The organism is Actinomycetota bacterium, assembly GCA_016700055.1.
Lineage (GTDB): Bacteria > Actinomycetota > Acidimicrobiia > Acidimicrobiales > Ilumatobacteraceae > Kalu-18.
Genome location: CP064997.1, coordinates 1,799,681 through 1,819,954, shown reverse-complemented (window position 1 = coordinate 1,819,954; position 20,274 = coordinate 1,799,681). Strand labels below are relative to the sequence as shown.

The following is a 20,274-nucleotide window of genomic DNA, read 5'->3' as shown; positions in this document are numbered from 1 at the left end:
ACCTGGACAACGGGCGCAGACGCGACAGAAGCCGGTGCCAACCCCCCGATGGCACCGGCTTCCGTCGGCGCAGCCCATGTGGGCGCGTCTCCCGGTCGAGTCGCTCGACCGGCGGTCGCTCGACCAGCGCCGACTTTAGACGCTGCTAGTCGGTGAGAAAAGAGTCACGTCCCGAATTGTTGGCGCCTATTCGCCGAGCTGCCTGCTGCGCGCCGCGGCGGCGGCGACGGCGTCGAGAAACGCCGCCCGGACGGCGTGTGACTCGAGCGCGTGGAGCCCGGCGACGGTGGTCCCCGCCGGCGAGGTGACGCCCGCCCGCAGTACGGCCGGCGGGTCACCGCCGGCGAGCAGAGCTGCCGAGCCGACGAACAACTGGCGCACGAGCGCCTCCGACGTCGCCCGGGGAAGCCCGACGGCGACACCGGCGTCCATCATCGCCTCGGCGACGAGGAACAGGTAGGCCGGCCCGCTCCCCGACAGACCGGTCACGGCATCGAGGCTCGACTCCGGCACCCGCACCACCGTCCCTACGGCGGAGAGCACCTGCTCGGCCCAGTCCACGTCCCGGTCGTCACAACCTCGGCCGGGGCTGATCGCCGCGGCGCCCTGGCCGATGAGCGCCGGGGTGTTCGGCATCGCGCGGATCACCGCCACTCCCGGTCCGCATGCGCTCTCCAGTTGGGCAAGCGTCACCCCGGCCGCGATCGAGAGCACCCGCGTCGCGCCGGCCGCCACGGCGGCGCCGGCAGCGCCCGGCGCGTCGGGAGGCTTGACGGCGATCACCGCGCCGGTGCACGGCGGTGTCGATTCGGCGACGAGCAATCCCGGGAAGCGCCCGGTGAGCTCGTCCCGGCGGGAGCCAACCACCTCCACCACACCGAGCTCGCCGACCTCGCGGCCGGCGGCGAGCAGCCCGGCGACGAGGGCCGCCCCCATGTTGCCGCCTCCGACCACCACCAGCGCCTGTGTCATGGCATCGCACGCTAGTGAGCACCCGGCGTCGGCCGCCCCCGCTGCGGCTGCGCCCGGGTGTTCCGACGACTTCCCCAAGTGCCGGCCCGCCCGGACGCCACCTGGTATGTGGGCGCGCTAGGGGGCGAAGCGGCCGGCGAAACCGATGCGGACCATCGTCGTGAAGCAACGCTCGACGTATTCGTGCAGTGACCCGAGCACCCGATCGAGCTCGTCCTCGGTGAGGGCCGGGAGCGCCAGCTCGCCGCGGAGGTAGACGGCATCTTCGGCCCCGATCGAGAAGTGCGCCCCGACGAGCGTGTCGTTGCGCCGCAGCAGGTGCTCGTAGAGCTGCTGCGCGTTCTCCTCGGGCGCGGGCATGACGTACGTCTCGTAGCGCAACGTCCTCTGGCCGAGGGCGAGCCAGGCCGTGGTGTAGTCCTTCGCCTCACCGCGCATGCGCACGTACCAGCGCCTCGCGTCGCCGGGATCGCGGTCCACCGCTTCGATTGCCGGGTTCGCCGCCGCCGCCGAGCTCAGCCACTCGTCGATCAGGCGCTCCGTCGCGTCGAGCGAGGAGACGCCGAACAACTCGCTCACGAGCAGGTCACCGGCTGGCGAGCGGCGACGTCGGCGTAGACGCGGCGCAACCTGGCGGCGGCCAGGCTCCAGGTGTAGTGGCGGCCGCGCTCGGCAGCCTCCGCGCCCATCGCCGCCGCCAGCTCCGGCGCGTCGAGCAGCTCGGCGGTGTGCCGCGCGAACAGCTCGGGATCGCGCCCGCGGACCAGGAAGCCGGTGCGGCCGTGGTCGACGAGCGACAGCAGCCCACCGACGGCGCTCGCGATGACCGGCACGCCGCAAGCAGCCGCCTCGAGCGCGACCAGCCCGAAGCTCTCCGAGCGGCTGGGCACCCACACCACGTCGGCGGCGCGGTAGTAGGTGGACAAGATGTGGTGCGGTTGCGGCGCCACGAAGCGCACCTGCGCGGAGAGACCGAGCGCTTCGACCAGGGCCTCGATGCGGCTGACCTCGGCCCCGCCCTCGGCGCCGCTCGCCCCGCCGACGACGAGCAACGTCGCATCGCGGCGCCCGAGCGAGTGCAGCGCCTTGACGGCGACGTCGAGTCCCTTCAGCGGCTGGATCCGCCCGACGAAGACCAAGACCGGCCCCGAGCCGAGCCCGAGCGCGTTCCGAGCACCGCGACGATCACCGGGCGCGAAGAACGCGTGCTCCACGCCGGGAGCGACGATCTCGAGCACGCCGGGTGGGTCGCCGTACAGCCGGCGGAACTGCTGCTCCTCCTGGGGGCAAGACACGCAGATGGCGTCGGCACAGCCGATGACGTCGGCCTCGGCGCGCTCCCGGCGCGCCGATTCGGTGTCGCCGCCCTCGGCCTTCACCCGTGCCAGCGTGTGGAAGGTGGTGACGAGCGGAAGATCCAGCTCGTGCTTCACGCGGTGTCCGGCGACACCGGAGAGCCAGTAGTTCGCGTGCACCACGTCGGCTCCGCCACGACGGTGCAAGTCGTCGAGCACACCGTCGGTGAACTCGTCGACGACACCACCGAGTGCTTCCTTGTCCAGCTCGTAACGGCCGGCGGGCACATGGACGACGCGGTGGTTCGGCTCGACCTGAACCGAGGGCGCGAGCCCGGCGCGCCAGGCACGGGTGTACGTGGTGCAGTCGAGCCCGGCATGGGCGAGGGCGGACACCAGCTCGCGCACGTAGACGTTCATCCCCCCGGAGTCGCCGACGCCTGGCTGGGCGAGCGGCGACGTGTGGAACGAGAGCACTGCCACGCGCTGCACGAGCGTTGAAACCTACCGTCACTCGGCGCTGTTGGCGGCGAGGAACCCCTTGTACACCGTCACCAGGCTGCGCTTCTGGTCGGCCGTCAGACGGTCGTCGTGGGAGATCGCGTCGAGTACACCCCAACGATGCTCGTGCTCATGGTCGAGGATGCCGGCGCGCACGTACAGGCTCTCGGCCGAGATCTGCAGTGCCTTCGCGAGCTGCTGGAGGATCTCGGCCGACGGCCGGCGCAGGCCGCGTTCGATCTGCGACAGGTAGGGGTTGGAGACGCCGGCGAGCTTCGCGAGGTCGCGGATGCTCTGGCGCGCGGCCTCACGCTGGGAACGGATGAAGGCGCCGAGGTCGGGCAGGCGCGAGTCGGCCTCGTTCGGCACCCTCGGTCAGTCCTCGGCCGGCGAATCGCCGGCGAGCGGGAGCGGCGCGGCGCCGTCGCGGTAGCGGCGCACCAGCTCGGCGGTGAGGGCGTCGATCCGCTCGAACAGGTCGTGACGCTCCCCGGAACGGTCGCGCTCGAACCCGGAGATGCCGTCGGCGAGGCGGGCGAGGCCGGCGTCGTCGAGCGCGGCGAGGTCTTCGAACCCGAGCTCTGCACACAGCGAGTCGAGCTCACGCAGCAGATGGTCGTCGGCGGGCAGCACGGTCGGGCGCGGCGGTCGGGCGGATCCCGCCGCCACCTGCCTGCCGAGGATCGCGGTCAGCTCGCCGGAGAGCTCGGCATCTCCCTCGCCGTCACGGCGCCTCGACTCGGCGCGGACGAGGTCGAGGCGGCCCTGGGCGACACGGCGCACGAAGGACACCGCGTCCTCCTCGGCCTGGAGCGCGGCGCGTTCGGCCTTCAGGTCGTCGAGCGCGAGCTCGGTGGGATCCGTGGCACCCATTCAGCATCCTCCAGAGACCGGTGGCAGCACCGCCAGCTCATCTTGGTCCGCCACAGCGGCCGTGCCGGGGACCGCTTCGCCGTTCAGCCACACCCGACAGGTGGCGAGCACCGTGGCGAAGGGCTCGCCGTAGCGAGTGACGGCTGTCGCGAGCACCTCGTCGACGCTGCTGCCGGGCACCTCGTCGCGGGCCGTGCCCGCGGCTTCGCGAGCCGATGCGAACAGGCGCAGGATCGCCATCGGCTCCGATGGTACCGGCGCTACCCTCGCCGCCGTGCCGGCGGGGACCACCAACATCCTCGTGGTTCGCCACGGGCAGAGCGAGTGGAACCGCGAACGCCGTTGGCAGGGCCACGCCGACTCACCACTCAGCGAGCTCGGCGTGGAGCAGGCGGTGGCGGCGGCCGACGCCCTCCGCGACGACTGCCCGCCGTTCGACGCCGTACTGGCGAGCGACCTGTGCCGGGCCAGCCACACGGCCGAGCTGCTCGCGGCGGCCCTCGGCCTCGGCGCGGTCCGCCTCGACGCGCGGCTGCGTGAGGCCGGCGCCGGCGAGTGGCAGGGCCTCACCCCCGAAGAGATCGCCCGGCTGTGGCCGGGGTGGCTCGAAGCAGGCCGCCGCCCACCTGGGGCCGAGCCCCACGCGGCCGCTGGCGAGCGCTTCCTCGCGGCCCTGCGCGACGCCTCGGCAGCGCTGCCCGGCGCCCACGTGCTGGTCGTCAGCCACAGCGGGGTCCTGCGCGCCGCGCGGCGACTCGTCGGCGCGCCCGATGTCAAGTTCCCGAACCTGGCCGGGGCATGGTTCCACGTCGGTCGACCGGTCGGGGCGGGCGAGGCCGAGGTGCGTGGCGGCGCGGTCTTCTTGCCACTGGCACCGCGTGAGGACAGCGTCGTCGAGTAGCCGGTCGGCTGAGCGGCGCTAGGGATGCACAGCGCCGGGCATGGCCGGGATCGGCTCGTCGGCGCCACGAGCGGCCTGCGCGGCGGCGCCGACCAGCAGCACCCCGGCGACCACCGCCGTCACCACGATCCGAGCCGTCCGTCGCCGCACGAGAGCACACGTTAGGGACGATCCTCCAGACGTTGGATGGGCCGTATGGACCGTTCCCTCTCGGCACCCCCTCGGCGCCGTCCGCTTCAGCCGCGGAAGCGGTGCGTGATCGGCAGGCGACGGTCCTTGCCGAACGCCTTCCCGGTGACGCGCACCCCGGGCGGGGACTGGCGGCGCTTGTACTCGGCGAGGTCGACGAGTCGGGCGATGCGCGCGACCAGCGCCGCGTCGTGGCCGAGGGCGACGATCTCGGCGACGGTGCGGTCGTCCTCGACGTAGAGCTCGAGGATCGGGTCGAGCACCTCGTAGGGCGGCAGGCTCTGGTCGTCGCGCTGGTCGGGGCGCAGCTCTGCCGAGGGCGCCTTGGTGAGCACGGACTCGGGCACCACCTGGCGGCCCGCGCTGGCGTTGACGAGCTCGCACAGCTCGTACACGTCGAGCTTGCGCACGTCCTTCAACACCGCGAACCCTCCGGCCGAGTCGCCGTAGATGGTGAAGTACCCGACGGCCATCTCGCTCTTGTTGCCGGTGGTCAGCACCATGTAGCCGAACTTGTTCGAGAGCGCCATCAGGATCTGGGCGCGACAGCGGCTCTGCAGGTTCTCCTCGGTCAGGTCCGGCGCGAGGCCGGCGAAGCTCGGCTCGAGCATCTGCAGGTAGGCGGCGAAGGCCGGCTCGATCGGGATCGTGCGCAGGTCGATGCCGAGCGCCTCGGCCAGCGCCTCGGCGTCGGTGCGCGAACCCTCCGACGAGTAGCGCGACGGCATCGACACCCCGTGCACGTGCCCGGCGCCGAGCGCGTCGACGGCGATGCACGCGACGAGCGAGGAGTCGACGCCACCGGACAGGCCGATGACCACGTCTTCGAAGCCGTTCTTGCGCACGTAGTCGCGAGTGCCGAGCACCAGCGCGCCGTAGAGCTCCTCGACGGGCGGGAGCGCAGGCGCGACCGTTCCCCTGGCGGGCCCGTTCGCCGACCGGGGCACGGCCGCGCCGGCCACCACGGTCGGCAGCGGGGCCTCGGTGGCGCGCCCACGCGGATCGAGGAGCCGCTTGCGGTACACGGGCGGGATGTCGACGTCGACGATCAGCAACTCCTCGGCGAACTGCGCCGCTCGGGCGAGGAGGCGCCCGTCCGCGTCGAAGGCCAGGGATCCGCCGTCGAACACGAGCTCGTCCTGGCCGCCGACCTGGTTGACGTAGACGACGGCGCAGCTCGCGTCGGCGGCGCGGGTGGCGAGCATGCGCTCCCGGTCGGCGAGCTTGCCGCGCTGGAACGGCGAGCCGTTCAGGTTCACGTTCAGCTCGGCTCCGCCTGCGGCCTGGGTGGCCAGGGGACCGCTCGGGCTCCAGATGTCCTCGCAGATCGTCACGCCCACCTTGACCCCGCCGATCACGTAGAGCTCCGGCGGATCGCTCGGCGCACCGGGGGTGAAGTAGCGCGCCTCGTCGAACACGCCGTAGTTCGGCAGCAGCCGCTTGCGGTAGGTGCCGACCACCGTTCCCGCCGTGCACACCGCCGCCGCGTTGTACAGGTCGCGGTCGGCGTCGACGAAGCCGACCACGGCCACGCATTCGCGGGTGCGCGCGGCGAACTCGGCCAGAGCCGCTTGGTTGGCGGAGACGAAGCCGGGCTTCAGCACCAGGTCTTCTGGGGGGTAGCCGGTGATCGCGAGCTCGGGGAAGGCGACGATGTCGCACCCCGCGGCGTCTGCCTCGTCGTAGAAGCGCGTGATCAGGTGGAGGTTGGCGTCGAGGTCGCCTACCGCCGGATCGATCTGGGCGAGAGCGATGCGCAGCCGTGGCACGCGCAGGAGGCTAATGGCTCAGCACAGCCCGTCGCCGGGGAGCACGGGGGCGACGAACAGCTGGTAGGCCTCGCCGCCGTCTTCGAACAAGGTGAGCTGGTCGACGGGATCGAGGATCTCGCTCGCGTCCTCGTACGCGACGCGGGCGCAGTCGCCGGCGTCGGCGAGAGCCACGCCGAGCAGGGCTCCCGGCCATGGCCGTACGGTCGCCTCCTGCCCGTTGCGCCCGAAGTCGGCCGGGTCGACGGCCACCGCGCGGATCCGGTACTCCTCGGGCACGAACGCGGCGGGGAGCCCGAAGTGGGCCGCGCCGATCACCACGTCGAGCTGGGGAAGAGCATCGGTGAACTGCTGCAGCCGCCGACGGTCGGGATCGGACTCCGCCCTGCCGTCGAAACCGATCGCGACCGCCTCGTGCACGAACGACCCCCCGTCGGCGTTGATCGTCACCACCCATTCGTCCACCTCGGAGAAACCCTCCGGGATCGTGTACTCGGGCGGGTCTGTGAGCAGACCGTTCGCGTCGGCGAGGGCGAGCGTGGCGTCGATGCCTTGGGGAGTGACCGTGCGCACATCCATGAGCGGCACCAGCGGACCGGGGTAGGGCGCGACCACAGGGGCCGGGGTGTAGAGGGCGCCGTCGCCGGCGATCAGCACCGCCGGCAGGTGCAAGAAGTCGAACTGCTCCGGCATCACCTCCCCCACCCGGTCGAGGCGTACGACCACGTCGTTCGCGCCGGTGGACCAGCTGTGCGCGGCGTCGAAATCGCTGTCGCCACCGCCGCCGGGGCCGTCCCCGCCGCCACCGTCGTCGCCCCCGCACCCGACGACGAACGCACTGAGCGCGAGCGCGGTGACGGTCAGCGAGCGAAAGGAGCGGTTGCTCATCGCTCGAAGAGTGCCACAACCCTCCCCGTGAGGGCGAGCACCGCCGATCGGCGGTGGGCGGTTCACACAGCGTTCACAGGGGGGCAACGGCTGGGAAACCGCGCCTTGGCAAGGTCTCTCGTGCCCCTCACCCCGCAACCGGAAGGACGACATCCCGTGGCTTTTCAGGCCGAGTACATCTGGCTGGACGGCACCGAGCCGACGCCGTTGCTACGCAACAAGACGAAGATCCTGACCCACGACACCGAAGTGCCCCCGATCTGGGGTTTCGACGGCTCGTCCACGAACCAGGCCGACGGAGAGCACTCGGACTGCGTCCTGCGTCCGGTCTTCCAGTGTCATGACCCGATCCGTGGAGGACGCAACATCCTCGTGCTCTGCGACGTGCTGAACGCCCGTGACATGGAGCCCCACCCGACGAACACCCGCGCGGCGTGTGAGGCGACGGCCAAGCAGTACGAGCGCCACGAGATGTGGTTCGGCATCGAGCAGGAATACACGATGATGCGCGACGACGGGACGCCGCTCGGCTTCCCGACCGGTGGTGGCTTCCCGGCCCCCCAGGGGCCGTACTACTGCGGCGTCGGCGCCGGACGCGTCGTCGGGCGCGACATCATCGAGGCCCACACGGCAGCCTGCCTGGAGGCCGGCTTGATGATCTCGGGCACGAACGCCGAGGTCATGCCCGGCCAGTGGGAGTTCCAGATCGGGCCTGCCGACGCGTTGAAGGTCAGCGATCACCTGACCGTCGCCCGTTGGCTGCTGCACCGCATCGCCGAGGACTACGACGTGGTCATCACCCTCGCCGCCAAGCCGCAGAAGGGCGACTGGAACGGCGCCGGCGCCCACACGAACTTCTCCACCTGGAAGATGCGCGAGAGCTACCAGGCGATCGAGCAGGCGTGTGAGGCGATCGGCAAGAAGATCGACCAGCACGTGTCCAACTACGGCCACGACATCCAGAGCCGCCTCACCGGACAGCACGAGACGGCGCCGTGGAACCACTTCTCCTACGGCGTCTCCAACCGCGGCGCTTCGATCCGCATCCCGTGGCAGGTGGAACGAGACGGCAAGGGCTACGCCGAGGATCGCCGACCGAACGCGAACTGCGATCCGTACACCGTCACCCGCCTGATCGTCGACACCGTCTGCTCCAACGAGACGCTCGACTGACCTGGCGTTCCCGAGGTCGCTGCCGCCCGCGGGGTGGGTGACGAAGTTCGCCACCTACCTCGCGGCCGGCATCGGCCAGAATGAGGAGATGTCCGGCATGCTCGAGCAGCAGCGCGACTACGTGCTGCACACCGTGGAAGAACGCGGTGTGCGGCTCATCCGGCTTTGGTTCACCGACGTCCTCGGGAACCTGAAGAGCTTTGCGATCAGTCCCGCCGAACTGGAGAACGCCCTCGACGACGGGATGACCTTCGACGGCTCGTCGATCGACGGCTTCTCGCGGGTGCAGGAGAGCGACGTGCTCGCGATCCCCGATCCGAACACGTTCGAGCTGCTGCCGTGGGGTGACCCGAAGGCTCCCGAGGCCCGGGTCTTCTGCGACATCTGGAACCTCGACGGCACCCCCTTCGACGGCGACCCCCGCCAGGTGCTGCGCCGCAACCTCGAGCGCGCCCACGAGCTCGGGTTCACGTTCTACGTCGCGCCCGACATCGAGTTCTTCTACTTCGCCCCGCCCGAGCCCGGGCTGGCCCCGGTGCCCCTCGACGAGGCCGGGTTCTTCGACCTCACCGCGAGCGACGTGGCGGGGACGCTGCGCAAGCAGACCATCCGCACGCTCGAGACGATGAGCATCCCGGTCGAGTACTCGTTCCACGAGGACGCGCCGAGCCAGCACGAGATCGACCTGCGCCACACCGACGCGCTGACGATGGCAGACAGCGTGATGACCTTCCGGCTGGTCGTGAAGGAGGTCGCCGCCCAGCAGGGGGTGCACGCCACCTTCATGCCCAAGCCGCTCGAGGGTGTCCAGGGCAGCGGGATGCACGTGCACCTGTCGCTCTTCGACGGCGCCGAGAACGCGTTCTACGACGCTTCCGACGCATACGACCTGTCCAAGGTCGCGAAGTCCTTCATGGCCGGTCTGCTGCGCCATGCGGGCGAGATCACCGCGCTCACCAACCAGACCGTCAACAGCTACAAGCGTCTCGTGCCCGGCTTCGAGGCGCCGGTGCACATCTCGTGGGCACGCAACAACCGCAGCGGCCTCGTCCGCGTGCCGATCGCCAAGCGCTCGAACCCGCTCGCCACCCGGATCGAGTACCGCTCGCCCGACCCGGCGTGCAACCCGTACCTCGCGTTCGCGGTGTTGCTCGCCGCCGGGCTCCAAGGCGTCGCCGAGGGATACGAGCTGCCCCCCGAGGCAGACGCGAACCTGTTCGAGCTCGACGAGGCCCAGCTCCGCAACATCGGCGTCGCCAACCTGCCCCAATCCCTCGCCGACGCGTTGACCGCGATGGAGGGCTCGGAGCTGGTGCGCAACGCGCTCGGCGAACACATCTTCGAGTGGTTCCTGCGCAACAAGCGCTCGGAGTGGCGCGGCTACAAGACTCAGGTGACACCGTTCGAGTTGCGCCGATACCTGAAGTCACTGTGAGGCCACGGTGGAGCTGATCGCCGTCTACCCCGATCCGCCCCCTGCCGACCTGGTGCGCACCCTCGACCTCGCCGGCTACCGCTGGCGCGGGGTCGCCTCGGCCGACGAGGCCGCTCGGGCGGAGCCGGGCGAGGGCTGGCTCGGCGCGGTGGTCGTCGCCGACGCCGATCCCGAGGGCGCGTGGGCGTTCGTGCGCGCGGTGCGCAAGCGCGACGGCTCGGCCCATCCGCTGCTGCTGCTCGTCGGTGGCGCCCAGCTTGACGAGCTCGACCTGCGTGACGAGCTGTTCGACGACTTCTGCATCACCCCGTTCCACCCGCGCGAGCTGGAAGCCAGGCTGCGCCACCTGCTGTGGCAGCGCGGCGGTACGGCACGGCCCGACCTCGTCGAGTACGCCCAGCTCGTGCTGAACCTCGAGACCTATCAGGCCACGATCGAGGGTCGGCCGCTCGACCTCACGTACATGGAGTACGAGCTGCTCAAGTTCCTCGCCCAGAACCCAGGCAAGGTGTTCACCCGCGAGGTGCTGCTGTCGCGCGTGTGGGGTTACGAGTACTACGGCGGAGCACGGACCGTCGACGTCCACATCCGCCGCCTGCGGGCCAAGCTCGGCGAGGAGCACGCCGGGCTGATCCAGACGGTGCGCAGCGTCGGCTACCGCTTCGGCCAGTCGCGCTGGGCCGCCTAGGCGCATTGGTCGCCTAGGTCGCCGCCGACACGAACGACACGAGCGCGAGCACCAAGAACACCCCGGCGGCCACCTTGCGCACGAGGGCGAGCGGGACCCGCCGTTCGATGGCCCGGCCCGCCGTGACCGCCAGGCCGGCGACCGAAGCGAGGGCCAGCCAGGCGCCGAGCCAGACGGCCACCGGGTCGCCGGTGCGGCTCGCGAGGCCGGCGGTGGCGAGCTGGGTGAGATCGCCGATCTCGGCCAGCAGCACCACCGATCCCGAAGCGAGCGCGATCCGCCACGGCGAGACGATCGGCTGCTCGCCGGTGCCGGAAGCCTCGCCCACCGCCTCGCCCTGGTCGCGCCAGAGCAGCACCGCGCCGACGAGGAACACGAGCCCGACAGCGACGTCGACGGGGCGCTCCGGCAACCGGCGCAGCAGCGACCCGAGCAGCACGGCAGCGGTGACGTGCACCGCGAACGCCGCGATCACGCCGAGCCAGACGGGCAACGGACGGCGAAAGCGCGCGGAGAGAACCAGCGTGGCGACCATCGTCTTGTCCGGCAGCTCGGCCAGGAAGACGGCCGCGAACGCGGTCAGCACATGTCCGATCATCGCTTCGGCACTCAGTTCGTCGGGTCGAGACGCTGGATCCGTCGGGCCGCCGCCTGGTGGCGGCGTAGCGCGTCGTCGATGCCGGGGTGCACGAGCACACCGTCGCGCACCAGCACCCGACCGTGCACGACGGTGTGCCGGGCCGACACCGGGCCGCAGCGCAGCCAGGCCTCGACGGCGTCGGCGGCGGCTCCGGAGAACGCCGGCCCGGTGAGCGGCCACACGGCGACGTCACCGACGGCACCGGGGGCGAGGACGCCGATCTCGCCCTCCCGCCCGAGGCAGGCGGCGCCGCCCGTCGTCGCGCACTCGAGTGCCATGCGCGCCGTGAAGGCAGCGGGACCGCTGCGCAGCTTGGCGAGCAACATCGCCTGGCGGGCCTCGAGCCACAGCGAGGCCGAATCGGCCGAGGACGAGCCGTCGACCCCGAGCCCGACGTGCACCCCGGCGGCGCGCAGCTGGACGATCGGGGCGATGCCGGAGGCGAGGATCAGGTTGCTCGACGGGCAATGGGCGGCACCGATGCGCGCCGCGCCGAGGCGGCGCACCTCGTCCTCGTCGGGTCGCACGCAGTGGGCCACCCAGGTGCGCTCCGTACACCAGCCGACGCGCTCCAGGTACTCGGTCGGGCGGCAGCCAAAGCGCGCGAGGGAGTACTCGTCGTCCTCCTCGTTCTCGGCGAAGTGGGTGTGGAGACGCACGTCGAGGCGCTGGGCGAGCTCGGCCGAGCGGACCATCAGCGCCTCGGTGACGGTGAACGGCGAGCACGGCGCCAGGGCCACCCTCACCATCGCCCCGTGGGAAGGATCGTGGTGAGCCTGCACGGCCGCCTCACACGCGGCGAGGATCTCGTCGTCGTCGGAGACCACGTCGTCGGGTGGCAGACCGCCGTCCTTCACCGACAGCGACATCGAACCCCGCGTCGGGTGGAACCGCATGCCCAGCTCTCGCGCCGCCTCGATCTCGGCCGCCAGCAGATCCCCGGCGCCGTGCGGGTGCAGGTAGAGGTGATCGGTCGAGGTGGTGCAGCCCGCCAGCGCGAGTTCGGCGAGGCCGACGAACGCGCTGACGTGGACCGACTCCTCGTCGAGCGCCCGCCAGAGGGGGTAGAGCGTCTGGAGCCATCCGAAGAGCGGCTGCCCGGTCATCGGGGGGTAGGCCCTGGTGAGGTTCTGGAACAAGTGGTGGTGCGTGTTGACCAGCCCCGGTGTGACGAGGCAGTCGGTGGCGTCCAGCGTCTCTCGCGCCTTCGGCACCGGCGCGCCCGGGCCGCCGACGGCGCTCACCAGGCCACCGTCGATGGTCAGCCAGCCCCCGGCCAGCTCCCTGCTGTCGCCGTCCATCGTCACGAGCAGGCGCGCGTTGACCACGGCGAGATCGACCGGGTCGAGCGCGTTCATCGAAGGGACTCGATGATCGCCCGCAGGTCGTCGACGGTGGTCAGCGGGTTGACGATGCACATCCGCAGCACGGTTTCGCCCTGCCACACCGTCGGTACGACGAAGCTCTCCCCGGCCGCGAGCATGCGGTCGCTCCACTCCTGGTAGTCGTCGTGGCGCCAGCCGACGCGGCGCAGCAGCAGCACGCTGAGCTCGGGCTCGAGCAGCAGCTCGGTGTGCGGGGCCTGGCGCAGCAGATCGGCGCCGGCGCGGGTCACCCGCAGCGTCGTCTCCACCGCCTCGGTGTAGGCATCGGTGCCGTGCGCGGCCAGGCTGAACCACAGCGGCAGCCCCCGCGCGCGGCGCGAGAGGTGATGCGCGTAGTCGCTCGGGTTCCACTCCGGAACCCCACGCTCGTCGGCGGTGTGGAGCACCTCGAGGTACTCGGCGTGCTGGGTGTGCGCAGCGCGCGCCACCGACGGCTCGCGGTACACCAACGCGCACGAGTCGAACGGCCCGAAGAGCCACTTGTGGGGGTCGACGATGAGGCTGTCGGCCCGTTCGATGCCGTCGAAGCGTTGGCGCACGCTCGGCGCGGACAGCGCCGCCCCGCCGTAGGCCCCGTCGACGTGCAGCCAGGTGTCGAGCGCCTCGGCGGCGTCGGCCGCGGCAGCGAGGTCGTCGATCACGCCGGCGTTGGTCGTCCCGCCCGTGGCGACGATGGCGAAGACGCGCTCGCGGTCGGCCACGTCCAGCGCCGCGAGCGTGGCCCCCAAGGCGTCGGCGCGCAGGCGGCCCTCGGCGTCGGGGGGCACCGTCACCACGTCGGCATCCATCACCCGCGCGGCCTGCGCCACCGACGAGTGTGCTCCGCCGGAGGCCACCATCAGGCCCCTCGTGCGGTCGTGGCGGGGATCGGCGCGGTGGCGCCACCGGAAGCGGGCGGCGATCAGCGCGCTCAGGTTGCCGGCCGTGCCGCCGGCCACGAAGACGCCCCCCGATCCAGCCGGGAAGCCGGCCAGGTCGGCGATCCACCGCAGCGCCTCGTTCTCCGCGAAGACGGCACCCGAGCCCTCCATCCACGACCCGCCGTAGATGCTCGACGCCCCGACCACGAGGTCGAACAGGATCGAGGACTCGGTCGGCGCGGCCGGGACGAACGACAAGAACCGGGGATGGTCGACCGAGATGCACGCGGGCGCGAGCACGTCGCTGAACACCCGGAGCGCCTGGAGACCACCGAGCCCGTCGGCGGTGATCGTGCGCCCGGCCATCTGGTTCAGCTCGTCGAGCGTGCGGCCGTGGTCGAGCGGCGGAGGGTGCATCCGCACGCGGTCGATCGCGTAGCGCACGATCGCCTCGGTGAGGACCTCGGTGGACTGGTCGTGGCGGTGCACGCGGGGACCGCCAGCGCTTTCAGACGTTCAGGTCGAGCAGCTCACTGCCCTCGTTGCGCGCCTCGCCGTCGCGGGCGAGCAGCTCGCCGAGACCGACGGCGAGGAGCGTGCTGCCGATGGCGACCAGCACCGGGAACGCCAGCAGCACGACGACGAGAACGATCGCTCCAGCCACGACGCCGACCCTACTCGCCGAGCGGCTTGTAGGCCCAGGCCTCGATCTCGACCGCCGCGTTCGCCGGCAGCGCGGCGACGCCGATCGTGGAACGTGCCGGGCGGTGACCGACGAAACCGGCGACGTAGGCCTCGTTGAACGTGGTGAACGCGTCCATGTCGGTGAGGAAGCACAGCGTCTTCGCCACGTCGCCCAGCTCGGCGCCGAGCTCGCCGAGGCGCTCGGACAGGTTGGCGATGGCCTGCGCGGTCTGGGCGGCGACGCCGGTGGCGAGCACGCCGTCGGCCATGCCGAGCTGGCCCGACACGATGATCCAATCGCCGGCGCGCACGGCAGGGGTGTACGGACCGAGAGGTGCTTGCATCGCGCGGACGCTACCGCGCGCCCGGCGCCCGCTGGTAGGGCCACTGCGGGGGGTGGCCCGCGTGGCGCCATGCCGCAGCTGCGACGGCGGCGAACACGGCGTCGGAGCCGTTGACGGCGGGAGCGTCGTCGGGCTCGATCTCGACGTGCACCGCCGGGGTGTCGACGGCGCGCAAGATGCCGAACGAGCGCATCGTCAGGTCGTGCACCTGGCCCTCGCCGTCGACGGCGATCCCCTCCGAGCGCACCCAGCCGAGAGCCATGTGGGCGGCGCCGATGCAGTAGCTGCGCAGCACCACAGCATCGAGCGGCTGGCCGCAGCGCACCCTGACGTGCACGCCGTCGGCGTCGACCACGGCCTCGGCCGTCGCCCCCTCCGGCGATCTCACCCGATCCGGACCGCCAGGTGCCAGCGAGGCGAGCAGCACCGCGGCCTCGGCCCACCCGGCCGCGCGCAGGTCGCCCGACGTCGACGGGCCGTTCACCGCGCACTCCTCCACCAAGAGCGACGGCGCCACGGCGTGAATCGCAGCGGCGATGCCGGGCGTGGCGACCACGCGCACGATTCCGCTGCCGTCGGCTCGCACCCCCGCGGCGATGGGTGGGCGCTTGGGGCCGTGGCGCACGACGTCTTCGCGCGACCACAGCACCCGCGTCGTGCGGCCGTGGATGTCGGCGAGCTCACGCGCGACGCGTCCCAACTCGGCGGTCACCTTGCCCCCGAACGCGCCGCCGTTGCCGAGCGGCGAAGCCGGCACACCTCCCGGTGCACACCACGTCGCGTCGGGCTCCAGGTAGGCGGGCTCCACCCACGTCGTACGCAGCGTGCGCGCCCACTCCCCTGCCGGCAGGTCGAGCGGCCAACCGAGGGCGACGGTGCTCCGCCGGCCCTGCACCTTGCGGGCTGCGGCGCGGGCCTCGACCAGAGTCTCGGCCACCGCCCAGCCCCCGTCTGCGGAGGGCACGGCGACGAGTGCCCCGGCGGGCGCGGTGTCATCGGCGAAGCCGCCCGCGCCGAGGGCGACGGAGGGATCGACGCGTTGGCCGGTGCGGCCTTCGAGGGCTGCCCGCCGCTCGGCGCCAGCACGGTCACGTGACGGCGCGTGATGTCCGGCGCCACCGCCGGCCACGAGCCGCGCCGCCTCCTCGATCGTCTGCCACCCCGTGCAACGGCAGACGTGGGCCAGGAGCGCCTGGCCGACGGCGGCATCGTCGAGAGGTCCCTTCACCGCGGCCGCTGCGCCCAGCCCGGCCAGCCGGGTGACGATCCCCGGGGTGCAGAACCCGCACTGGCTGCCCCCCGTTGCCGCGAGCGCGGCGGCCCATTCGTCGCGCACCTCGCCGGCAAGGCCCTCGAGCGTGGTCACCGACCGCCCGGCGACCCGCGCGGCCGGCGTCACGCAGGCGACGCGTGGCTGGCCGTCGACGAGCACCGTGCAACAGCCGCACTGGCCCTGCGGGCTGCAGCCGTCCTTGGCCGCGCGCAACCCGAGCCGGTCGCGCAGCACCTCGAGCAGCGAGGCCCCGTCGGCGGGCACCGTCGCCGGGCGGCCGTTCACCGTGAGCGTGATCGTCGCGGGTCGAACACCAGCCGAGTCGTCCATGGGTGCCCATGCCACACGCCGCGCGCACCCGGCGCCAAGCCCGAGCCCGATACCGTCGGGCGCCGTGACTTCGCGCGCGCGTCCTGGCACCACGTTCGGCCGTCGCCGGTTCCTGCAGGTGTCGCTCGTTTCGCTGGCCTCCGGCACGGCCGTGCTCACCGTCGCCTGCGGCGGCGACAACGACGACGACGACGACAACGGCACCGGCACCGGCGGCGACGACAACGACGACACCGGCGGTGGCGCGGTCGACACCGCGCCCGCGGGGTTCAGCGTCGTGCAGCGTTGGGTGCCCACGGCGAACACCCCCGGTGAGGTGCGGCTGCCGTTCTCGATCGGCGACGGAGCGGGACTGCTGCTGAGCGGTCCCGACGAGCTCGAGGTGCGCATCGTCGACTTCGACACCGGCGACGTGCTGGTCGAACCATTCGCGGTGCCGATCGAGAAGTTCGACGCCGAGACGCCGCCGTTCTGGGTGGCCAACGTCACCCTCGACGAGCCCGGCGTCTACCGGCTGCAGGTGCTCGGCGGCGACCCCGACGGGGCCTCGGTGCAGGTGCTCACCGCCGATCAGGTGATCGTGCCGAAGCCCGGCGAGCCCCTCCCCCCGTTCGACACGCCGACGCTCGACGACCCGCGTGGGGTGGACCCGATCTGCTCACGCCTCGACGGTCCCTGCCCCTTCCACGACGTGACGCTCACCGAGGCCCTCGCGTCGGGCAAGCCCGTCGTCTACCTGATCGGCACCCCGGCGCACTGCCAGACGGGCACCTGCGGCCCGGTGCTCGAAGAGCTGATCACCGCGAGTGAGCAGTTCGGCGACGACGTCGTCGTCGTCCATGCCGACGTCTACACCGACGACACGGCGACGGAGGTGGCGCCCGCGGTGCAGGCCTACCAGATGGATTACGAACCCGTGCTGTGGGTGACCGACACGGACGGCACGATCGTGGCCCGCTTCGACAGCGTGTGGGCGGCGCGTGAGGTGCTGGCCGCCCTGGGGCTCAGCTGAAGCTCTGGCCGCAGCCGCAGCTGCGCGACGCGTTCGGGTTCGTGATCGAGAACCCGGCCTGGTTCAAGCCGTCCTTGTAGTCGAGCGTGGCGCCCTCGAGCAGTTGGGCAGAGGCAGGGTCGACGACCACGCGTACTGCGGGTTCGCCGAACGTCGCCTGCTGGTCTTCCTCGGCGATGTCGCCGTCGAAGAACATCTCGTAGGAAAAGCCGCTGCATCCGCCGGGGCGAACCGCCACGCGCAGCGCCAGATCGGTGGCGCCTTCGGCAACTAGCAGCTCGCTGACCTTGGTCGCGGCGGTGTCGGTGAGGGTGATCACGGGAGGTCCTCCTCTTGGCTGATGTCGGGAAAGGTTAACGGGTGGCGATCGAGACTTGGCACGAGGTGCGGTGCACGAGCGTGCAGAACTCCCGCACCTCGGCGTCGTCGGTGGTCTCGACGAAACCCTCGACGAGTCCTCGGTGCAGGGCGCAGACGATCTCGGGGTTCTCCTCGGCGAGCGCTCGGAACGGGCAATGCGCGAACCCGACGACGGCGGTGTCCTCGTCGGGGCCGTCGGTGACGGCGGGGTCGAAGCCGAGCCGGTCCAACTCGGCGACCAGGGCTTCCAGGCTGGAAGGGGCGTGCTCGTAGCGGCCGGCATCGATCCGTCCCTGACGCCTGCCCACTGCGGCCGCGTCTTCGCTGCCGGCCCCCATCGCCTTCGCGAGGGAGAGCACCATCCCCGCGAGCATCGGCATCGATGCCGACTCGGTCCCGAGCGAAGGCGCGTCCGGCGCGATGGAGTAACGGTGCTGGGGCCGCCCGACGCCGCCGCGCGAATCGATCGCCACGTCGAGCAGGCCGACCTCCCGCATGCGCTCGAGATGGGGCCGCACCGTGTTCGGGTGCAGGTCGAGCACCTCGGCGATCTCCGCGGTGGCGAGTGGGCGTGACGAGCGGGCGATCTCGAGGTAGATCGCGTAGCGCGTGTCGTCGCCGAGCGCCTTCATCACGTCGAGGCGAGGGAAACCCGGCAACATGCCGGCCAATTTACACGGTTAGAACCGGTACAATGCGCGAATGGCCCGCCCGACTGCTCCGCCCACACCGGCAGAGGTCACCGGCCTGCTGCGCGGCGTGATCGACCCCGAGCTCGGGGGCAACGTCGTCGATCTCGGCATGGCCCGCTGCACCGGCGTCACGCCCGAGGGCGACGTCGGCATCGCCGTCAAGCTGACCGTCGTCGGCTGCCCCCTGCGCGCGCAGATCAAGGCCGACGTCGAAGCCCGGGTGGAGAGCCACCCCGGCGTGCGCAGCGTGCACGTCGAGTGGGGCGAGATGACGCCCGAGGAGCGCACCGAGGTGATGACGAAGGCTCGGTGGAACGCGCGAGAGCAGGCCCCCGAGACCGAGGTCGGCCCGACCACGCGGGTGCTCGCCATCGCCTCGGGCAAGGGCGGGGTCGGCAAGAGCTCGGTCACGGTCAACCTCGCCGTGGCCATCGCCGCGAGGGGCTACAAGGTGGGCGTCCTCGACGCCGACATCTGGGGCTTCTCCGTGCCGCGCATGCTCGGGATGAGCGAGCGCCTCGAAGCCGAGCCAGGCGCGAACGGCGGGCCGGCGAAGATCCGTCCGAACGAGCGCCGGATCGGCGACGGGCTGCTGAAGGTCGTCTCCACCGGCTTCCTCGTCGACGACGAGGGCACCGCGCTCATGTGGCGAGGGCTGATGCTGACGAAGGCGGTCGAGCAGTTCCTGCGCGACGTGAGCTGGGGCGAGCTCGACTACCTGCTGATCGACATGCCCCCCGGCACCGGCGACGTGCAGATGGGCCTCGCCCGGATGCTGCCGCGAACCGATCTGATCATCGTCACCACACCCGCCGTCAGCGCGCAGAAGGTCGCCATCCGCGCCGCCGACATGGCACGGCGCTCCTTCCTGCGCGTGGCCGGCGTGATCGAGAACATGAGCACGTTCACCTGTGACCACGACACCACCTACGCCCTGTTCGGCACGGGAGGGGGCCAGACGCTGGCCGACGAGATCGGCGTGGAGTTGCTCGGCCAGGTGCCGATCGAGCCCGGTGTGGCCGCCGGAGGAGACACCGGCCAACCGGTCGCGCTCTCCGGCCACGGGCCGGCGGCCGACGCGTTCCGGGCGATCGCGGACAAGTTGGTCACCACCACGGTCCCGCCGGTGCAGATGGCCGGTTGCTCGGCGCGGATGCTCGACGCCGCGCTGGCCGCGCTCGGGCCTGCGCCCGAGCGGACCTGACTCAGCCGGTGACCACTTCCATGCCGGCGGCCTGCAGTACGCCGATGCCGCCGAGGTCGTACACCTCGGTGAAACCCGCCTGACGCATCGCTTCGAGGGCCAAGGCGCTGCGCCTGCCCGAGCGGCAGTAGACGGCGTACGCGCCGTCCTTGTCGAGCTCCTCCAGGTTCGACGCGAACGCCGGGTCCTCGAAGTCGACGAGCACGGCGTCGGGCAGGTGACCGCTGTCGTACTCGGCGGGCGTGCGGACGTCGACGATCGTCAGCGAGTCGCCGCGCGCCTCGACGAGGGCGATGCCGTCCGCCGCGCTCAGCGTCGAGAACGGGGCAGGGGTCGGCGCGGATTCCGAGGACGTGTCGCTCTCCGCCGTCGTGGCCCCGTCGCCTCCGTCACCGTCGTCGCCGCCGCATGCCGAGAGGACGAGCGTCACCGCGACGGTGCCGAGCGCGAGGCGGACAGGGAGCGAGTGCTGGGGGCGTGTCACAGGTGGCGACGCTATACCCCACCCGGTATAGTTGACAACATGCAGCTGCCCGACGAAGTGAACGACGATCTCACCCGGCGCCTGCGGCGCATCGAGGGCCAGGTGCGCGGTATCCAGCAGATGCTCGCCGACGGGCGCGAGTGCCGTGACGTCGTCGCGCAGGTCTCGGCGGCCTCCAAGGCGCTCGACCAGGTGGGGTTCAAGATGCTCGCGAGCGGCCTCAGCAGCTGCCTCGCCGATCCCGCCGCGGCCGAGGCCAGCGGCTTCTCGCTCGACGAGCTCGAACGCCTCTTCCTCAAGCTCGCCTGAGCTGTCACGCTTC

23 protein-coding genes are annotated in these 20,274 nt (G+C 71.7%); 7 read left to right on the top strand and 16 right to left on the bottom strand.

Annotated features, from left to right (window positions below; translation table 11 throughout):
• Nucleotides 1-186 precede the first annotated feature (186 nt).
• From proC to IPM43_08875, 6 genes are all read right to left on the bottom strand, one after another.
• On the bottom strand, nt 187-972 hold the full coding sequence (proC, locus tag IPM43_08900; protein ID QQS23576.1) for a pyrroline-5-carboxylate reductase: 786 nt from the start codon (nt 970-972) through the stop codon (nt 187-189).
• A gap of 117 nt (nt 973-1,089) precedes the next feature.
• Nucleotides 1,090-1,551 (bottom strand): YbjN domain-containing protein, encoded by a 462-nt coding sequence (locus tag IPM43_08895; GenBank protein QQS23575.1) that lies wholly within the window; start codon nt 1,549-1,551, stop codon nt 1,090-1,092.
• Nucleotides 1,548-2,759, bottom strand: a complete 1,212-nt coding sequence (locus tag IPM43_08890; GenBank protein QQS23574.1) for a glycosyltransferase — start codon at nt 2,757-2,759, stop codon at nt 1,548-1,550. Before IPM43_08890 ends, IPM43_08895 begins: the two co-directional genes overlap by 4 nt.
• An 18-nt stretch (nt 2,760-2,777) precedes the next feature.
• Complete coding sequence (locus IPM43_08885) at nt 2,778-3,137, bottom strand: helix-turn-helix transcriptional regulator (GenBank protein QQS23573.1); 360 nt, start codon at nt 3,135-3,137, stop codon at nt 2,778-2,780.
• 6 nt (nt 3,138-3,143) lie between these two features.
• On the bottom strand, nt 3,144-3,641 hold the full coding sequence (locus IPM43_08880; GenBank protein ID QQS23572.1) for a hypothetical protein: 498 nt from the start codon (nt 3,639-3,641) through the stop codon (nt 3,144-3,146).
• Complete coding sequence (locus IPM43_08875; GenBank protein QQS23571.1) at nt 3,642-3,881, bottom strand: MoaD/ThiS family protein; 240 nt, start codon at nt 3,879-3,881, stop codon at nt 3,642-3,644.
• A 34-nt stretch (nt 3,882-3,915) separates the two neighbouring features.
• On the opposite strand from IPM43_08875, the gene IPM43_08870 reads away from it, so the two are divergent.
• On the top strand, nt 3,916-4,542 hold the full coding sequence (locus tag IPM43_08870; protein QQS23570.1) for a histidine phosphatase family protein: 627 nt from the start codon (nt 3,916-3,918) through the stop codon (nt 4,540-4,542).
• A gap of 236 nt (nt 4,543-4,778) precedes the next feature.
• On the opposite strand, the gene IPM43_08865 is transcribed toward IPM43_08870, so the two are convergent.
• Both IPM43_08865 and IPM43_08860 read right to left on the bottom strand, forming a co-directional pair.
• On the bottom strand, nt 4,779-6,500 hold the full coding sequence (locus tag IPM43_08865; protein QQS23569.1) for an NAD+ synthase: 1,722 nt from the start codon (nt 6,498-6,500) through the stop codon (nt 4,779-4,781).
• 18 nt (nt 6,501-6,518) lie between these two features.
• Nucleotides 6,519-7,388 (bottom strand): hypothetical protein, encoded by an 870-nt coding sequence (locus tag IPM43_08860; GenBank protein ID QQS23568.1) that lies wholly within the window; start codon nt 7,386-7,388, stop codon nt 6,519-6,521.
• Between the two features lie 156 nt (nt 7,389-7,544).
• On the opposite strand from IPM43_08860, the gene IPM43_08855 reads away from it, so the two are divergent.
• The 3 genes from IPM43_08855 to IPM43_08845 all read left to right on the top strand — a co-directional run bounded on the left by IPM43_08855 (nt 7,545) and on the right by IPM43_08845 (nt 10,684).
• Nucleotides 7,545-8,561, top strand: a complete 1,017-nt coding sequence (locus tag IPM43_08855) for a glutamine synthetase beta-grasp domain-containing protein (GenBank protein ID QQS23567.1) — start codon at nt 7,545-7,547, stop codon at nt 8,559-8,561.
• 97 nt (nt 8,562-8,658) lie between these two features.
• Entirely contained in the window at nt 8,659-9,996 is a 1,338-nt protein-coding gene (locus tag IPM43_08850) for a glutamine synthetase (GenBank protein QQS26401.1), read from the top strand.
• A gap of 49 nt (nt 9,997-10,045) precedes the next feature.
• A complete protein-coding gene (locus IPM43_08845) occupies nt 10,046-10,684 on the top strand; it encodes a response regulator transcription factor (protein ID QQS26400.1) in 639 nt (212 codons plus the stop codon).
• A 13-nt stretch (nt 10,685-10,697) separates the two neighbouring features.
• Here the strand turns inward: IPM43_08845 and IPM43_08840 are convergent, their stop codons facing one another.
• The 6 genes from IPM43_08840 to IPM43_08815 form a co-directional block, all read right to left on the bottom strand.
• The gene (locus IPM43_08840) at nt 10,698-11,282 is read right to left on the bottom strand and encodes a TMEM165/GDT1 family protein (GenBank protein ID QQS23566.1); all 585 of its coding nucleotides are present in this window, start codon (nt 11,280-11,282) and stop codon (nt 10,698-10,700) included.
• Between the two features lie 11 nt (nt 11,283-11,293).
• Entirely contained in the window at nt 11,294-12,682 is a 1,389-nt protein-coding gene (locus tag IPM43_08835; protein ID QQS23565.1) for an 8-oxoguanine deaminase, read from the bottom strand.
• Nucleotides 12,679-13,986 carry an aspartate aminotransferase family protein gene (locus tag IPM43_08830; GenBank protein ID QQS26399.1) on the bottom strand — a complete coding sequence of 436 codons (1,308 nt, stop codon included), beginning with the start codon at nt 13,984-13,986 and terminating at the stop codon, nt 12,679-12,681. Before IPM43_08830 ends, IPM43_08835 begins: the two co-directional genes overlap by 4 nt.
• A gap of 91 nt (nt 13,987-14,077) precedes the next feature.
• Nucleotides 14,078-14,233: a hypothetical protein gene (locus IPM43_08825; protein ID QQS23564.1), complete on the bottom strand. Its 156-nt coding sequence runs from the start codon at nt 14,231-14,233 to the stop codon at nt 14,078-14,080.
• Between the two features lie 10 nt (nt 14,234-14,243).
• Nucleotides 14,244-14,597: a RidA family protein gene (locus IPM43_08820; protein QQS23563.1), complete on the bottom strand. Its 354-nt coding sequence runs from the start codon at nt 14,595-14,597 to the stop codon at nt 14,244-14,246.
• Nucleotides 14,598-14,607: 10 nt separating this feature from the next.
• The gene (locus tag IPM43_08815; GenBank protein QQS23562.1) at nt 14,608-16,200 is read right to left on the bottom strand and encodes a 2Fe-2S iron-sulfur cluster binding domain-containing protein; all 1,593 of its coding nucleotides are present in this window, start codon (nt 16,198-16,200) and stop codon (nt 14,608-14,610) included.
• A 64-nt stretch (nt 16,201-16,264) separates the two neighbouring features.
• On the opposite strand from IPM43_08815, the gene IPM43_08810 reads away from it, so the two are divergent.
• Nucleotides 16,265-17,212 carry a hypothetical protein gene (locus IPM43_08810; protein QQS23561.1) on the top strand — a complete coding sequence of 316 codons (948 nt, stop codon included), beginning with the start codon at nt 16,265-16,267 and terminating at the stop codon, nt 17,210-17,212.
• On the opposite strand, the gene IPM43_08805 is transcribed toward IPM43_08810, so the two are convergent.
• Nucleotides 17,205-17,855, bottom strand: a complete 651-nt coding sequence (locus IPM43_08805; GenBank protein ID QQS26398.1) for an iron-sulfur cluster assembly accessory protein — start codon at nt 17,853-17,855, stop codon at nt 17,205-17,207. The genes IPM43_08810 and IPM43_08805 overlap by 8 nt on opposite strands.
• Nucleotides 17,856-18,274: 419 nt before the next feature.
• Between IPM43_08805 and IPM43_08800 the strand changes: the two genes are divergently transcribed.
• Nucleotides 18,275-19,468, top strand: a complete 1,194-nt coding sequence (locus tag IPM43_08800; GenBank protein QQS23560.1) for an Mrp/NBP35 family ATP-binding protein — start codon at nt 18,275-18,277, stop codon at nt 19,466-19,468.
• 1 nt (nt 19,469) lies between these two features.
• On the opposite strand, the gene IPM43_08795 is transcribed toward IPM43_08800, so the two are convergent.
• A complete protein-coding gene (locus IPM43_08795) occupies nt 19,470-19,952 on the bottom strand; it encodes a rhodanese-like domain-containing protein (GenBank protein QQS23559.1) in 483 nt (160 codons plus the stop codon).
• Between the two features lie 39 nt (nt 19,953-19,991).
• Here IPM43_08795 and IPM43_08790 point away from each other — a divergent pair, with 39 nt between their 5' ends.
• Nucleotides 19,992-20,261, top strand: a complete 270-nt coding sequence (locus IPM43_08790; protein QQS23558.1) for a metal-sensitive transcriptional regulator — start codon at nt 19,992-19,994, stop codon at nt 20,259-20,261.
• Nucleotides 20,262-20,274 lie beyond the last annotated feature (13 nt).